General features: G+C 76.9%; 13 protein-coding genes. 10 read left to right on the top strand and 3 right to left on the bottom strand.

The window, feature by feature from the left end; all coding sequences use genetic code 11:
* Positions 1–29: 29 nt before the first annotated feature.
* Complete coding sequence (locus tag RTG05_RS09820) at positions 30–1142, bottom strand: uroporphyrinogen-III synthase (protein ID WP_315912507.1); 1113 nt, start codon at positions 1140–1142, stop codon at positions 30–32.
* A gap of 85 nt (positions 1143–1227) precedes the next feature.
* Here RTG05_RS09820 and RTG05_RS09825 point away from each other — a divergent pair, with 85 nt between their 5' ends.
* From RTG05_RS09825 to RTG05_RS09845, 5 genes are all read left to right on the top strand, one after another.
* On the top strand, positions 1228–1722 hold the full coding sequence (locus tag RTG05_RS09825; protein ID WP_166528481.1) for a PH domain-containing protein: 495 nt from the start codon (positions 1228–1230) through the stop codon (positions 1720–1722).
* Between the two features lie 407 nt (positions 1723–2129).
* Entirely contained in the window at positions 2130–2696 is a 567-nt protein-coding gene (gene infC / locus RTG05_RS09830; protein ID WP_315912572.1) for a translation initiation factor IF-3, read from the top strand.
* A 106-nt stretch (positions 2697–2802) separates the two neighbouring features.
* Complete coding sequence (gene rpmI / locus RTG05_RS09835) at positions 2803–2997, top strand: 50S ribosomal protein L35 (RefSeq protein ID WP_166528482.1); 195 nt, start codon at positions 2803–2805, stop codon at positions 2995–2997.
* Positions 2998–3027: 30 nt separating this feature from the next.
* On the top strand, positions 3028–3414 hold the full coding sequence (gene rplT / locus RTG05_RS09840; RefSeq protein ID WP_166528483.1) for a 50S ribosomal protein L20: 387 nt from the start codon (positions 3028–3030) through the stop codon (positions 3412–3414).
* Positions 3415–3640: 226 nt separating this feature from the next.
* Positions 3641–4435: a TrmH family RNA methyltransferase gene (locus tag RTG05_RS09845; RefSeq protein WP_166528484.1), complete on the top strand. Its 795-nt coding sequence runs from the start codon at positions 3641–3643 to the stop codon at positions 4433–4435.
* Between the two features lie 94 nt (positions 4436–4529).
* On the opposite strand, the gene RTG05_RS09850 is transcribed toward RTG05_RS09845, so the two are convergent.
* Entirely contained in the window at positions 4530–6815 is a 2286-nt protein-coding gene (locus RTG05_RS09850) for a diguanylate cyclase domain-containing protein (protein WP_166528485.1), read from the bottom strand.
* Positions 6816–6942: 127 nt separating this feature from the next.
* Here RTG05_RS09850 and RTG05_RS09855 point away from each other — a divergent pair, with 127 nt between their 5' ends.
* From RTG05_RS09855 to RTG05_RS09865, 3 genes are read left to right on the top strand one after another with little or no spacing between them, the layout of a single operon-like run.
* Entirely contained in the window at positions 6943–8010 is a 1068-nt protein-coding gene (locus tag RTG05_RS09855; RefSeq protein WP_315912508.1) for a phenylalanine--tRNA ligase subunit alpha, read from the top strand.
* Positions 8011–10482 carry a phenylalanine--tRNA ligase subunit beta gene (gene pheT / locus RTG05_RS09860; RefSeq protein ID WP_166528486.1) on the top strand — a complete coding sequence of 824 codons (2472 nt, stop codon included), beginning with the start codon at positions 8011–8013 and terminating at the stop codon, positions 10480–10482.
* The gene (locus RTG05_RS09865; protein WP_166528487.1) at positions 10475–11281 is read left to right on the top strand and encodes an SDR family NAD(P)-dependent oxidoreductase; all 807 of its coding nucleotides are present in this window, start codon (positions 10475–10477) and stop codon (positions 11279–11281) included. Before pheT ends, RTG05_RS09865 begins: the two co-directional genes overlap by 8 nt.
* A 6-nt stretch (positions 11282–11287) precedes the next feature.
* Here RTG05_RS09865 and RTG05_RS09870 read toward each other — a convergent pair whose 3' ends face one another.
* On the bottom strand, positions 11288–12169 hold the full coding sequence (locus RTG05_RS09870) for a diacylglycerol/lipid kinase family protein (protein ID WP_208105039.1): 882 nt from the start codon (positions 12167–12169) through the stop codon (positions 11288–11290).
* A gap of 130 nt (positions 12170–12299) precedes the next feature.
* Between RTG05_RS09870 and RTG05_RS09875 the strand changes: the two genes are divergently transcribed.
* Both RTG05_RS09875 and argC read left to right on the top strand, forming a co-directional pair.
* Positions 12300–13967, top strand: a complete 1668-nt coding sequence (locus RTG05_RS09875; protein WP_166528488.1) for a SpoIIE family protein phosphatase — start codon at positions 12300–12302, stop codon at positions 13965–13967.
* Positions 13968–14031: 64 nt separating this feature from the next.
* Positions 14032–15087 (top strand): N-acetyl-gamma-glutamyl-phosphate reductase, encoded by a 1056-nt coding sequence (gene argC, locus RTG05_RS09880; protein ID WP_315912509.1) that lies wholly within the window; start codon positions 14032–14034, stop codon positions 15085–15087.
* Positions 15088–15122: the final 35 nt, after the last annotated feature.

Raw genomic sequence — 15122 nt, forward strand, 5'->3', positions numbered from 1 at the left:
GGCTCACCCCGCGGGGGTCGGCGCGGCTGTCAGACCGCCAGGCGGGCACCGCGCCCCGCGACCGCCTCCACCACACCCGGGCCGAGCGCGTCCTGCAGCCGGGCCACCGCCGTCCCGACGTCGTCCCCGTCCCCGCCGAGGTCGGCCACGGGGACGACGGCGCCCGGGACGGCGGCCAGCGCCCGCAGGACCGCCATCGGGCCGGGGTCCAGCTGCACCACGTCGCCGTCGAGCACCGCGGCGTGCCCCCGGACCTGCAGCTCCCGCCCGGCCACCCGCAGCACCGGGTCGCGCTCCGGCAGCCGGGCGACGACCTCGCGGGCCAGGGCGCCCAGCCGGGCGCGCTCGGGCTGCACCGCGGCGATGCCGGCGGCGACCAGCGGCGCGGCGGTCACCGAGCCCACGGCCACCGGCAGCACGCCGCCGGTGAGCGCGGCGACCAGCTCGGCGTGCCGGCCCTCTTCCTCGGCCACCGACAGCAGGCTCGCCGCGGCCGGCGCGCTGGTGAAGGTGACCGCGTCGACCGCGCCGGCGACCACCAAGGCGACCAGCCGGCGCAGCGGGGCGACGTCCTCCGGCGGCACCCAGCGGTACACCGGCACGGTCACCACCTCCGCGCCGGCCGCGCGCAGCGCCGCGACGACGTCGGCCAGCGGGTCCCCGTGCAGCTGGACGGCGACCCGTCGCCCCGCCAGCGGACCCTCCGCGCCGGACAGCAGGTGCTCGAGCACCTCGGCCGAGGACTCCGAGGCCGGCGACCAGGCGTCCACCAGCCCGCTCCCGCGGATGGCCCCGCGCGCCTTGGGGCCGCGGGCGAGCACCCGCGCCGAGCGCAGGTGCTCGACCAGCGGCAGGTCCCACGCCTCCGCGGCGGCCAGCCAGCCGCGGAAGCCGACGCCGGTGGTCGCCACCGCCAGGTCCACCGGCCGGGCCAGGACCTCCCGGGTCGCGGCCACCAGCTCGGCGTCGTCGGCCAGCGGCACGACGCGGATGGCCGGCGCGTGCACCACCCGGGCGCCCCGGCGGGCCAGCAGCGTGACCAGCTCACCGGCCCGCCGCTCCGCGGTCACCGCCACGGTGTACCCGGCCAGGGGCGGCGGTGGCCCGGTCCCGGGCGGGGTCTCGGGCAGGACGTCGGTCACGGTTCCCCCTCGTCGACGGCGCAGGACCATGGTGCACGGCGCCGCGGTGCGTCCCGGCCGGTCCCCGGCCTGGGACGATGGGACCGTGCCGCCCGCCGCCCCGCCCGCCGTCTCCGCCGTCCCCCGCCGGTGGCGGCTGCTGTGCGCGGCGGCCGCCCTGGTCGTCGCCGGCGTCCTGACCTACGTCGGGGTGACGCTGCAGGACAACGCCACCGGTGTCGCCCGCTTCACCACCGCCGACCAGGTCGCCCTCGTCGGCCTCGGGCTGGTGCTGGGCGCGGGCCTGCTGGCCCTGGGCCGCCCGCGGGTGGACGCCGACCTCACCGGCATCCGGGTGCGCAACCTGGCCGGGGAGCGCGCCCTGCCGTGGACGGCGGTGCGGGCGGTCCGCTTCGACCGGCGCTTCCGCTGGGCGACGCTGCAGCTGACCAACGACGACGAGTTCGCCGTGCTGGCCATCCAGGGGGCCGACGGCGACCGCGCCGTCGACGCCGTCGAGGGCCTGCGGGCACTGCTGGCCGCGGCCCGCGCGGCCGAGCCGCCGCCCCCACCCCGCCCGCCGCTGCTCTACGACGACTGAAGAGAAGGACCCCGTCGCCCCCCACACCTCGCTGACGCTCGGCGCGGGACCCTGCGACGGGGCCGTTCCAGCGCCTCGCCGGGGTGGCTGACCGCGCCGCCGGGGACGCGGTAACATGGAGGAGCCTCCCCGCTACACGAGGCGCGTGAACCACTGAGCGGCCCCGCCCCGGGCCGCTCGACCAAGAGGAGCCCGCTCCCACCTGGCGTCGTCGAGGCGTCCAGGTCCCCGGATCGCGACCCCGGCCCCCGGCCGGGGTCGCGGCGTGCACGAGCCCCCGGGCCCGTGCACCCCGGCGAGTGGGCCCCGCGAGCAGCCGCTCGTGGGGCCCTCCGCACGTCGGCGTCCGGTGACCCAGCGGGCCCTCCCCATGCAGAAGCAGAGGAGAGGCCATCACCGAGCCCCGCATCAACGACCGTATCCGCGTCCCCGAGGTCCGCCTGGTCGGTCCCGAGGGCGAGCAGGTCGGCATCGTGTCGATCGGCGAAGCACTGCGACTGGCGCAGGACTCCGAGCTCGACCTCGTCGAGGTCGCCCCCATGGCCCGGCCGCCGGTCTGCAAGCTCATGGACTACGGGAAGTTCAAGTACGAGTCCGCCCAGAAGGCCCGCGAGGCCCGGCGGAACCAGGCGCTCACCGTCATCAAGGAGATGCGGCTGCGCCTGAAGATCGACCCGCACGACTACGAGACCAAGAAGGGCCACGTCGAGCGCTTCCTCCGGGGCGGCGACAAGGTCAAGATCACCGTGATGTTCCGCGGCCGCGAGCAGTCCCGGCCGGAGATGGGTTACCGGCTGCTGCAGCGGCTGGCCGCCGACGTCTCCGAGCTCGGGGTCGTCGAGTCCAACCCCAAGCAGGACGGCCGCAACATGGTCATGGTGATCGCCCCGCACCGGAACCAGGCCGCCACCGACGGCGCCCGCCGCCAGGCGAAGGCCGAGCGGGCCGCGGAGAACCAGGGCCCGCAGGCCTGAGCAGGGTCCCCTGCCCCCGCAGGAGGCCGAGCACCGCACCACCGGACCAGCCGGTGGCCCCCGGGCCGCCGCACGGCCCGGACACACGACGAACGAGGACGAGGACATGCCGAAGCAGAAGACGCACAAGGGGACGGCCAAGCGCGTGCGGGTCACGGGCAGCGGCAAGCTCATGCGCGAGCAGGCCAACAACCAGCACAAGTTCGAGCACAAGTCCTCGCGTCGCAAGCGCCGGCTGGACTCCGACCAGGTCATCTCCCCGGCCGACACCAAGAACCTCAAGAAGCTGCTGGGGCTCTGAGAACCCCCTTAGACGACAAGGAGCCCTTCCGTGGCACGTGTGAAGCGGGCGGTCAACGCCCAGAAGAAGCGGCGGACGGTACTCGAGGCGGCCAGCGGCTACCGGGGCCAGCGGTCCCGCCTGTACCGCAAGGCCAAGGAGCAGGTCCTCCACTCGGCGACCTACCAGTACCGCGACCGCAAGGTGCGCAAGGGTGACTTCCGCAAGCTGTGGATCACCCGCATCAACGCCGCGGCCCGCCAGAACGACATGACCTACAACCGGTTCATGCAGGGCCTCAAGCTGGCCGGCATCGAGCTGGACCGTCGCGTCCTGGCCGAGTTGGCCGTCAACGAGCCGGCCGCCTTCGCCACACTGGTGGAGACGGCCCGCGCGGCCGTGGCCGCCGCACCGGCCGGTGGCGAGCAGGCCGCCTGAAGAAGGACCCTCCTCCCCCCACCACTCGCAGGCTCGTGGCGGGCCCCTGCAGGAGGGACAGTTCCACCACGTCACCGGCGCCGTCGGGGCGGGTCTGCGGACCCGCGCCGGCGGCGTCGGCGTGTGGGCAGGCGCCCCCACCCGGCGAGATCGGCGATCTCGCACGCTCCCGGGTCACCAACCGCGCGAGATCGCCGATCTCGTCGCAGAGGAGGACGACGCAACGGTGACCGGGGAGGTTCTCACCGAGCGCTCGGCGCGGGTCGCCGCGGCGCGCAGGCTGACCCGCCGCGCCGGGCGGGACGCCGCCGGGCTGTTCCTGGCCGAGGGGCGCCAGGCCGTCGCCGAGGCGCTGGCCGAGCCGGCCGGGGTGCGCGAGGTGTTCGCCACCGAGGCGGCCGCCGCGGCCCACCGGGACCTGCTGGCGAGCGTCGCGGTCCCGGTCCGCACGGTCACCGAGCGGGCGGCGGCGACCCTGTCGGAGACGGTCACCCCGCAGGGCCTGGTCGCCGTCTGCGCGCTGCGCGACGTGCCCGCCGACGTCCTGGTGGGCCGCCCGCCCCGGCTGACCGTGGCGCTGGCCGGGCTGGCCGACCCGGGCAACGCCGGCACCGTGCTGCGCACCGCGGACGCCTGTGGCGCGGGCGCGGTGGTGTTCGGCGCCGGCTCGGCGGACCCCTACGGCGGCAAGGCGGTGCGCGCCAGCGCCGGCAGCCTGTTCCACGTCGACGTCGTCCGCGGCGCGCCGCTGGACGCGCTGCTGCCCCGGCTGCGGGCCGCCGGTGGCACGGTGCTGGCCGCCGACGGCGCGGGGGAGGCCGCGCTGGACGAGCTGGGCGGGCAGCTGGCCGGGCCGGTGGTGTGGCTGTTCGGCAACGAGGCCCGCGGCCTGCCCGCCGACCTCGCCGCGCTGGCCGACGCCCGCGTGCGCATCCCGATGCGGGGGCGGGCCGAGAGCCTGAACCTGGCCGCGGCCGCGGCGATCTGCCTCTACGCCACCCAGCTCGCACAACGCTGGTGAAGGACCCCGCTGCCCCCCGCCGCTCGCAGGCTCGCGGCGGGCCCCTGCAGCGGGGCCGCCGCGAGAGCCCGCCGCCGGCGGCCGGGGTCCTCCGTCAGGCGTGCCGGGCGCTCCGCGTCGCGTACATCCGCATGTCCGCCGAGTGCAGCAGCGCCGGGAAGTCCGCGCCGTCCCCGGGCCACACGCTGACGCCGATGCTCGCCTGCACGGTGCACTCCTGCCCGCGCAGCTGCACCGGCGCGGCGACCACCGCGGCCAGCTCGTCGGCGATGCGGCGGGCCTCGGCGTCCCCGGTGTCCCCCGCCAGCCCGGTGAGCGCCACCAGGAACTCGTCCCCGCCCAGGCGGGCCAGCAGGTCGCCGCGCCGCAGCCGGCTGCGCAGCCGCTCGGCGACCGCGACCAGCAGGTCGTCGCCGACCGCGTGGCCGAACCGGTCGTTGACGCCCTTGAAGCCGACGAGGTCCACGAAGAGCAGGGCCACCGCCTCGTCGCGAGCCCGGGCGTTCCAGATCGCGGTGTCCACCTGCTCGCCGAGCCGGCGCCGGTTGGGCAGTCCGGTGAGGGAGTCGGTGTAGGCCAGCTCCTCGATGCGGGCCAGGTAGGTGCGGGTGCGGTCGCGCTCCTGCACCAGGGCGCGCTCGGCCTCCACGCGGGCGGTGACGTCGACCTGGCTGCCGATGTAGTGCGTCACCGTGCCGTCGTGGCCGAGCACCGGGGCCAGGTGCAGCTCGTTCCACCACGGCGTCTTCTCCGGGCCGCGGTAGTTGAGCATCGTCACCCGGCACTCCTCGCCGGCGTCCAGGGCGCGGCGGACGGCGGCGATCGCGGTCGGGTCGGTGTCCGGGGTCTGCATGAAGCGGCAGTTGCGGCCCAGCAGCTCCGAGCGCGACAGCCCGGCGAGCCGCTCGAAGGCCGGGTTGACGTAGACCAGCGGCTGGTCGGGTCGCCGGATGTCGACGATCGTGACGCCGGTGGGGGTCGCGGCCAGCGCGCCGTGCACCAGCGTGTCGCCGGTCGCGGCGAGCAGCACGCCGGCGTCGAAGCGCTCGGCCGCGGGCACGACGACGCCCTCGGACGCCGCGCCGCCGTCCGGCCGGGGTACCGACGGGGGCAGCTCCTCGGTGCGCGGGGTGACCCGGGCCAGCAGCGCCACGGTCGCCCGGATGACGGTGTCGCGGTCGTAGGTCAGGGCGTAGGCAAACCGGCGCTTGGCGTCGGGGCCGTCGTCGCCCAGGTCGCGGGCGAGCAGCGCGGCGGAGAAGTGCGGGCCCAGCACGGTGACGTCCCACTCGCCACGCACCGGGTCCTCCGCGCGCAGGGTCGCGCCGCGCAGGCCGGGCAGGGGCTCCACCGGCAGGTCCTCGCCGATCGCACAGACGAAGCCGGTGCGCTCGACCAGGTCGCGGTAGCGCAGCGTGGTCGCCGGGGTGAAGTGCCGCGCCTCCTGGAAGGTGGCGGCCACCACCGACGTGCGGCCCAGCCGCATGGCCTCCCGCTCCAGCTGCTTGGACAGCTCGATGAGCAGGGCCTTGGGCGCCTGGCGCACCGGGACGTCGATCGGCAGGCAGGAGAAGGGGGAGACGTCGGCGTCGCGGTCGAGGGTCTGGGGCAGCTGCGAGGGCAGCACCAGCGCCCCGGTGACCGCACCCTCGACCGGCGCGGCGGCCGGGCGGCCGAAGAACCAGCCCTGGCCCAGGGTGGCGCCGAGCGCGCGGGCGGTGGCCAGGTGGGCCTCGTCCTCGATGCCCTCGGCCAGCACGACGGCGCCGGTGCGCTCGGCGTGCGCGTTGACCGCGTTCATGATCTGGGCGATCACCGGGCCCGGGCGCTCCTGCACCAGACGCAGGTCCAGCTTGATGACGTCGGGGCGCAGCAGCGGCATGAACGCCAGGGACATCGCCTCGGCGCCCACGTCGTCCACGGCCACGCCCCAGCCGACCGCGCGCACCCGCTCGACGGTCCGCAGCAGCTCCGCCGGCCGGGTGGCCAGCGCGCGCTCGGTGATCTCCAGGACCACGCGCAACCCGCCCGGGGCGGTCTGGGCGATGGCCAGCAGGTCCTCCATCGGCGCGCTGTCGAGCACCTCGGGCTCGACGTTGACGAACAGGGTGAGCGGCGCGGCCAGGCCGGCCTCGAAGGCGCCGGTGAGCGCGGCGGTGCGGCAGGCGGCGTCCAGCTCGGCCAGCCGGCCGGCCGCGCGGGCGGCGGCGAAGAGCTGGTCGGGGCGCTCCAGGGGGCCCTGCGGACCACGGGCGAGGGCCTCGTAGGCGACCACCCGACCGGTGTCGAGCTCGACGATGGGCTGGAAGACGCTGCGCACCGCCCCGTCGCGCAGGACGTCGTCGATCGTCGTCGCGGGAGCGGCTGGAGTGAGGGTCACGCCTACTCATCGGACGCTCTCCGCCCGCGTTGAGCGGTCACCCGCCGGGCACCCCCCGATCGGGGGACCGGCGGGCCGCCGAAACCCGGCGGCGACCCCGCGGGGGTCCCGGGCAGAATGGCCTCCCGTGTCCGGCGCCAACGACCCCTACGACCCCAAGCAGGTCGCCGCCCTGGCCCCCGAGGCCCTCGACGCCGCTGTCGCCGAGGCACGGCGCGCGTTCGCCGCGGCCGGTGACCTCGACGCGCTGGCCGCCGTCCGCCCGGCCCACCTGGGTGACCGCGCGCCGGTGCTGCTGGCCCGCCGCGAGCTCGGCGCGCTGCCGCCGGCCGCCCGGGCCGACGCCGGCAAGCGGGTCAACGCCGCCCGCGTGGCGGTCACCGAGGCCTTCGAGGCCCGCCGGGCGGAGCTGGTGGCCGAGCGGGACGCCCGGGTGCTGGCCGAGGAGCGGGTCGACGTCACCCTGCCGTGGGACCGCGCCCCCCGGGGCGCGCGGCACCCGATCACCACGCTCATGGAGCGGATCGGGGACGTCTTCGTCGGGATGGGCTACGAGGTCGCCGAGGGCCCCGAGCTCGAGGCCGAGTGGCTGAACTTCGACGCGCTCAACATCGGCCGCGACCACCCGGCGCGCACGATGATGGACACCTTCTTCGTGGCGCCCGAGGACTCCGGTCTGGTGCTGCGCACCCACACCAGCCCGGTGCAGGCGCGCACCCTGCTGTCCCGCACGCCGCCGGTCTACGTCGTGGCGCCCGGCCGGGTGTACCGCACCGACGAGCTGGACGCGACGCACCTGCCGGTGTTCCACCAGGTCGAGGGGCTGGCGGTCGACCGGGGGCTGACCATGGCGCACCTGCGCGGCACGCTGGACCACCTGTCCCGCTCGCTGTTCGGCGCCGAGGCGGTCACCCGCTGGCGGCCGTCGTACTTCCCGTTCACCGAGCCGTCGGCGGAGTTCGACGTGTGGTTCCCCGAGCACCGCGACGGCCCGCGCTGGGTGGAGTGGGGCGGCTGCGGGATGGTCAACCCGCGGGTGCTCGTCGCCTGTGGCGTCGACCCGCAGGAGTACTCCGGTTTCGCCTTCGGCATGGGCATCGAGCGGGCCCTGCAGTTCCGCTCCGCGGTCGGCGACATGCGGTACTTCGCCGAGGGCGACACCCGGTTCACGACGGCGTTCGGAGTGGAGCTGTAGATGCGGGTCCCCATCGGCTGGCTGGCCGAGCACGTCGACGTCCCCGCCGGCACGACGGTCGAGGAGCTCGACGCCACCTTCGTGCGCCTGGGCCTGGAGGTCGAGGAGGTGCACCGGCCGGCCGAGGTCGCCGGCCCGCTGGTCGTCGGCCGGGTGCTCGGCATCGAGGAGCTCACCGGCTTCAAGAAGCCCATCCGGTACTGCCGTGTCGACGTGGGGGAACCCGAGCCGCGGGGCATCGTCTGCGGCGCGCAGAACTTCGCCGTCGGCGACGCCGTGGTGGTCGCGCTGCCCGGCGCGGTGCTGCCCGGCGGGTTCGCCATCGCCGCGCGGCGGACCTACGACCACGTCTCCGACGGGATGATCTGCTCGGCCCGCGAGCTGGGGGTCGGTGAGGACCACGCCGGCATCCTCGTGCTGGGGGACGGGGTGCTCGGCGAGGGGGTCGAGCCCGGCGCCGACGCCCGCCCCGTCGTCGGCCTGGACGACGTCGTGATCGAGCTGGCGATCACCCCCGACCGCGGCTACTGCCTGTCCCTGCGCGGCATCGCCCGCGAGACGGGCACCGGCCTGGGCGTGCCGTGGCGCGACCCGGGCGACCTGGCCGCGCCGGCCGGGTCCGGGGAGCCGGCCTGGGCGGTCACCGTCGAGGACGCCGGCCGCTGCGACCGGTTCTCGATGGTCGCGCTGGAGGGCCTGGACCCCACCGCGCCCAGCCCGTGGTGGCTGCGCCGGCGGCTGGCGCAGTCCGGCGTCCGCAGCATCTCCCTGGCCGTCGACGTCACCAACTACGTGATGCTCGAACTCGGCCAGCCGATGCACGCCTTCGACCGCGACCGGGTGCGGGGGCCGATCGTCGTCCGCCGGGCGCGGGAGGGCGAGCGGTTGACCACCCTGGACGGCGCCGACCGCGCGCTGGCCTCGGACGACCTGCTGATCACCGACGACTCCGGGCCGATCGGGCTGGCCGCGGTCATGGGCGGCGCGTCCACCGAGATCGGCGACGCGACGTCGGCGGTGCTGCTGGAGGCCGCGCACTGGGAGCCGACCGGCGTGGCCCGCACCGCCCGCCGGCACCGGCTGCCCAGCGAGGCCGCCAAGCGCTTCGAGCGCGGCGTCGACCCGGAGATGACCACCGCCGCGCTGGCCCGCGCCGCCGCACTGCTGGCCGAGTACGGCGGCGCCCGGGTCGTCGGCGCGCCGGTCGACGTCGACACCCGCGGCCCCCGCCCGGTGATCGCGCTGGACCCCGCGCTGCCCGGCCGCGTCGCCGGCGTCCCCCACCCGGCCGAGCGGGTCACCGCGCTGCTGGCCGCCGTCGGCTGCGCGGTCGACGGCGAGAGCCCGCTGCACGTCACCCCGCCGTCCTGGCGCCCGGACCTCACCGACCCCGCCGACCTGGTCGAGGAGGTCGTCCGCCTCGCCGGTTACGACGACGTCCCCTCCGTGCTGCCCACCGCCCCGCCCGGCCGCGGCCTGACCGAGCGCCAGCGCCGCCGGCGGGCGATCGGCCGCGCGCTGGCCGAGTCCGGCCACGTGGAGGCGCCGTCCTTCCCGTTCGTCGGGACGGCGGCCCTCGACGCGCTCGGCCTGCCCGGCGACGACCCGCGCCGGCAGGTCCTGCTGGTGCGCAACCCGCTGTCGGAGGAGGAGCCGGCGCTGCGCACCACGCTGCTGCCCGGCCTGCTCGCCGCGCTGGCCCGCAACCTGTCCCGCGGCGTCCGGGACGTGGCGCTGTTCGAGCACGGCGCGGTGTTCCCCGGCGGGGAGCGCGCACCGGCGCCGCTGCCCGGCGTGGACCGGCGCCCGGACGACGCGACCCTGGCCGCGCTGCTCGGCGCGGTGCCGGAGCAGCCGTGGCACGTGGCCGTGGCCCTGGCCGGGCACCGCGAGCCGCGCGGCTGGTGGGGCCCGGGCCGCCCGGCGGTGTGGGCCGACGCCGTGCAGGCCGCCCGCCGGGTGGCCGAGGCCGCCGGGGTGCAGCTCACCGTGCGGTCGGGGGAGCGGGCGCCGTGGCACCCCGGCCGCTGCGCGGAGCTCGTCGCCGGCGGGCGGGTCGTGGGGCACGCCGGCGAGCTGCACCCGCGGGTGTGCGCCGCGCTGGACCTGCCGGCGCGCACCGCGGCGATGGAGCTGGACGTCGACGCGCTGCCGCCCGCGGCGGTGCCGGTCGGGCCGCACCTGTCGGCCTTCCCCCCCGTCTTCGTCGACCTCGCCTTCGTCCTGCCCGAGGACGTGCCGGCCGCCGACGTCGAGGCGGCGGTCCGCGAGGCCGGCGGCGACCTGCTGGAGGCGGTCGCGCTGTTCGACGTCTACACCGGCCCGCAGGTCGGCGCGGGCCGCCGGTCCCTGGCGTGGTCGCTGACCCTGCGCGCCCCGGACCGCACGCTGTCCGGCGAGGAGGCCGCGGAGCTGCGGCAGCGGGTGGTGGCGCACGTCGAGCAGGCGCTGGGGGCCGAGCTCCGTGCCTAGCCTGTCGGGTTCCGTCGCGCTGGTCACCGGCGCGTCCACGGGCATCGGGCGGCACCTGGCCGAGGGGCTGGCCGCCCGCGGCATGGCGGTGGCCGGCCTCGCCCGGGGCGGCGAGCGGCTGGCCGCGGCCATGGCGGAGGTCGCCGCCGCGACCGGCGCCCGCACGCTGGCCGTGCCCGCCGACGTCACCCACCGGGCCGCCGTCGAGGAGGCCGTCGGCCGGGTGCGCGAGGAGCTGGGCCCGGTCGACCTGCTGGTCAACAACGCGGGGCTGATCGACGCGGCCGAGGAACCGCTGTGGGAGGCCGACCCGGACCAGTGGTGGTCGGTCGTGGAGAGCCACGTCCGCGGCGCCTTCCTGCTCAGCCGCGCCGTCGTCCCGTGGATGGTGCTGCGCAACCGCGGCCGGGTGGTCTCCCTCGCCAGCGGCATGGGCACCCGCGCCCGCCCGGAGTACTCGGCCTACTCGGTGGCCAAGACCGGCCTCATGCGGGTGACCGAGGCCCTGGCCGGCGCCCTGGAGGGCCTGGACGTGCGCACCTTCGACGTGGCCCCCGGCGTCGTCGACACCCCGATGACCCGCGCCATGCCGATGTGGCGCGGGCACACCGACTGGACGCCGCCGGAGCGGGTCGTGGAGCTGGTGGCCGCGATCGCGGCCGGCGAGCTCGACCACTGGTCCGGCCGGTTCCTGCGCGCCGGCGCCGACGACCCCGCCGTGCTGCGGGACACCACCCCGGACGGCGACGCCCGGCAGCTGCGCCTGCGGCCCTACGGGGACGGCGACCCGCTGGGCTGACCGGCCTCAGAGCACCGTGGCCAGCGCCCGCGGCGCGATGTCGACGGCCACCGGTGTGCCGGGCTCCAGCTCGACGAGCTCGCCGTCCAGCTGCAGCGGCATCGGGCTCAGCGGCGTGAACCCGTAGTGGGTGACGCTCGGCTGCGGGCCCAGCCCCCGGGTCACCGCCCGCAGCAGCGTGCCCAGCACCCGGAGCTTGCCGGTGCGCTGCTGGGTGACGACCTCGAACCGGCCGTCGTCGGGGCGGCCGCCCTCGCTGAGCGTGGCGTACTTGGCCATCTGGTCGATGTTGGCGAACACCAGGCTGTCGACGGTGCGCCGGCGGCCGTCCTCCAGCCGGATCGGGAACGGCCGGAACCGGGCGAAGGACCGCACGGTGGTGACGACCTCCCGCCACGAGCCCTTGCCGCCCTCCTCCAGGTCGACGGCGACGACCGGGGTCAGGCCGACCCCGATGTAGGAGTGCGCGTACCGGGTGGACGCGGCATCGCCGCTGCCGACGGTCAGCCGGAGCAGGTCGATGCGCCGGACGTCGCCGGCCACGATCGCGTCGGCCAGCGGCCGCTCCCGCGTCGTCCGGCGGTGGTCGTTGGCGTTGCCGGCGGCCTGCACCGCGCACACCGCGCCGGTGTCCCCGGCCTGCAGCACGCCGTCGACCACCTCGTTGTAGCCGCCGTCGCCGCTCACCGAGACCAGCAGCGGGCGCCCGGTGGCGGCGGCCTCCCGCGCCAGGTCCCGGGCGTGCCCGGCGTACCGGGTGGGGCACAGCTCCACCGGCACGTCCGGCAGCCGCCGGGTCAGCTCGGCGTGCAGCTCCTCGGCGGCGCGTGGTGCGTCGCCGGTGCTGTGCGGGTTGAAGACGATCACGACCCGGTCGTACGGACTCACGGCACCGGTCATGCCCCCGCGCCGTCCCGCGCACGCGCGCCGACGCGGCGGCGCCGGTCACGCCGTAGATTCTCCGGCGAGACATCGGTGGTGGGCTCGCTGCACGCGTCGGCCCGGGGGCGTGGAGGCGATGGACGACCAGCCGGGACCGGCGGTCCCCGACCGGACCGAGCTGGCGCTGCTCCGGGCCGCCGTGGAGGGCGGCCTGGACGGGATGGTCGTGGTGTCCGCGGACGGCCGCATGGTCACCTCCAACCGGAGGTTCGCCGAGATCTGGCCCATCCCCGCCGAGGTCGTGGCCTCCGGCTCCGACGAGGCGGCCCTGGCCTCGGTGCTGGACAAGCTGGTGGACCCGGACGCCTTCCTCGCCCGCGTGCACGAGCTGTACGGCACCGCCTCGGGCGCGGCCCGCGACGAGCTGCTGCTGCGCGACGGCCGGGTCCTGGACCGCTACGGGGCCGCGCTGCGCGACGGGTGCGGGGACTACATCGGCTGGGCCTGGTACTTCCGCGACGTCACCCTGGAGCGGGCGGCCGTGGTGGACGCCGGACGGCTCGGCGCGCTCATCGCCGTCGCCCAGCGGCTGGCCGACGCCCGGTCCGAGGACGACGTGCTGGGCGTGGTCTCCGGGGACGGTGCGTCGGTGCTCGGCGCGGCCGGCGCGGTGCTGTGCCTGGCCGAGCCCGGGGCCGCGCGGGTGCGGACGCTGGCGACCGCCTTCTTCGACGCGGGTCTGCGCGCCGAGGTCGCGGAGCTGCCGGTCGACGCCCCGCTGCCGATCGTGCGGGTCGCCACGGGCGGCGAGGCGGTCTTCCTGACCGACCGCGCCGAGGCCCTCGACCGCTTCCCGGGGGCGCGCGCCAGCTACGTCCGGGCCCGCACCGAGGGGGCGGGCGTGGTGCCGCTGACCTCGCACGGACGGACGATCGGCTCGCTGGCCGTGGTGTTCACCGGTCCGCACCCGTGGCGCACGGCCGACCGCGCCCTGCTCCAGGCGCTCGCGGCCCTGACCGCGCAGGCGCTGGACCGGTTGCGCGCGCACTCCGCCGAGCAGGAGGCGACGCGGGAGGTCCGCCGGCTCGGTGAGGCGCTGCAGCACAGCCTGCTCACGCCCCTGCCCCGCCCGGAGTCGCTGCAGATGGCCGCCCGGTACCGCCCGGCGGCGCGGGCCGCGCGGGTCGGCGGGGACTGGTACGACGCCTTCCCGGCCGGCGACGGGTGCACCACCCTGGTCGTCGGGGACGTGGCCGGCCACGACCGGACGGCGGCGGTCGCCATGGCGCAGGTGCGCAACGTGCTGCGGGGCGTCAGCGTCACCGTGGACGCCACGCCCGCCGGGGTGCTGGCCGCCCTCGACCGTGCCCTCCACCGGTTGCGGGTCGACACCCTGGCCACCGCGGTGCTGTGCCAGGCGGAGGCCGTGCTGGACGGTCCGGTGCCTGGGGCGGTCCGGCTGCGCTGGTCCAACGCCGGGCACCCGCCCCCGCTGCTGCTGCACCCCGACGGCTCGGCGGAGTTCCTCGTCCGCGCACCGGAGCTCCTGCTGGGCGTGGCCCCGGATCGGGCCCGGACCGACCACGAGGTCACCCTCGCCCCCGGGACGACGGTCGTCCTGTACACCGACGGCCTGGTCGAGCGCCGGGACCAGGACCTCGACGACGGCAGCGCGCGGCTGCGCTCGGTCGCCGCCGACCTGCACGGCCTGGCCCCCGACCGGCTGTGCGACGCCCTGCTGGACCGCCTGGCCGCCGGGTCCGAGGACGACGTCGCCCTCCTGGTGCTGCGCGTCTCCGGCTGACCCCGCCGCCGCGGGGACACCCCGGTGATGAGCGATCATGCACGAGCGTGTATGGTCATGCATCGTGAGCGGTCAACGGACGTGGACGGTCGGGGTCACCGGCGCCACCGGGTACGCCGGGGGTGAGGTGTGCCGGTTGCTGGCCGGGCACCCGGCCCTGCGGCTGGCCGGGGTGCACGCCAACAGCAGTGCCGGGCGGCGGCTGGGGGAGGTGGCCCCGCACCTGTTGCCGTTCGCGGACATGGAGGTGCGTCCCAGCGGGGCGGGGGACCTGGCCGGCTACGACGTGGTGGTGCTGGCGTTGCCGCACGGGGAGTCCGCGGGGATCGCTGCGCAGCTCCCGGAGGACACGCTGGTGGTCGACTGCGGAGCCGATCACCGGTTGGACGACCCGGCGGCGTGGGCGCGGTGGTACGGCGGCGGGCACGCCGGCACGCCGCACCCTGGGACCTGGCCCTACGGGTTGCCGGAGCTGCCTGGTCAGCGGGAGCGGCTGGTCGGGGCGCGGCGGATCGCGGTGCCCGGCTGCTACCCCACCTCGGTGACCCTGGCGATGGCGCCGGCGCTGGCGGCCGGGTTGGTCGAGCCCGACGTGGTGGTGGTCGCGGCCACCGGTACCTCTGGTGCGGGGAAGAAGGCGGCTGCGCACCTGCTGGGCAGTGAGGTGATGGGGTCGGTGAGCGCCTACGGGGTGGGCGGGGTGCACCGGCACACCCCGGAGATGGTGCAGACCCTGTCCCAGGCCGCCGGCGGGCCGGTCGGGGTGAGTTTCACCCCGGTGCTGGTGCCGATGAGCCGGGGGATCCTGGCGACCTGCTCGGCCCGGCTGGCGGCTGGGGTGGATGCCGGGGCGGTGCGGGCGGTGTTCGAGAAGGCCTACGGCGACGAGCCGTTCGTGCACCTGCTGCCGGAGGGTCAGTGGCCCACGACGGGGCAGGTGCTGGGGGCCAACACCGTCGTGCTGCAGGTGGCGGTGGACCCCGACGCCGGCCGGCTCGTGGTCGTCGCGGCGGTGGACAACCTCACCAAGGGCACCGGCGGGGCGGCGGTGCAGTGCGCCAACCTGGCCCTGGGCCTGCCCGAGACCACCGGCCTGCCCCTGGTCGGGGTCGCCCCGTGATCCCACCCCACGGCGACGCTCCGCTGGCGCTGCAC

Source organism: Geodermatophilus sp. DSM 44513 (assembly GCF_032460525.1).
In the GTDB taxonomy this organism is placed as follows: Bacteria; Actinomycetota; Actinomycetes; order Mycobacteriales; family Geodermatophilaceae; genus Geodermatophilus.

Excerpts from the sequence above, each read along its gene's own strand:
- rpmI (WP_166528482.1), top strand. The coding sequence starts at position 2,803 with ATGCCGAAGCAGAAGACGCACAAGGGGACGGCCAAGCGCGTGCGGGTC.
- pheT (WP_166528486.1), top strand. The coding sequence starts at position 8,011 with ATGCGGGTCCCCATCGGCTGGCTGGCCGAGCACGTCGACGTCCCCGCC.
- RTG05_RS09875 (WP_166528488.1), top strand. The coding sequence starts at position 12,300 with ATGGACGACCAGCCGGGACCGGCGGTCCCCGACCGGACCGAGCTGGCG.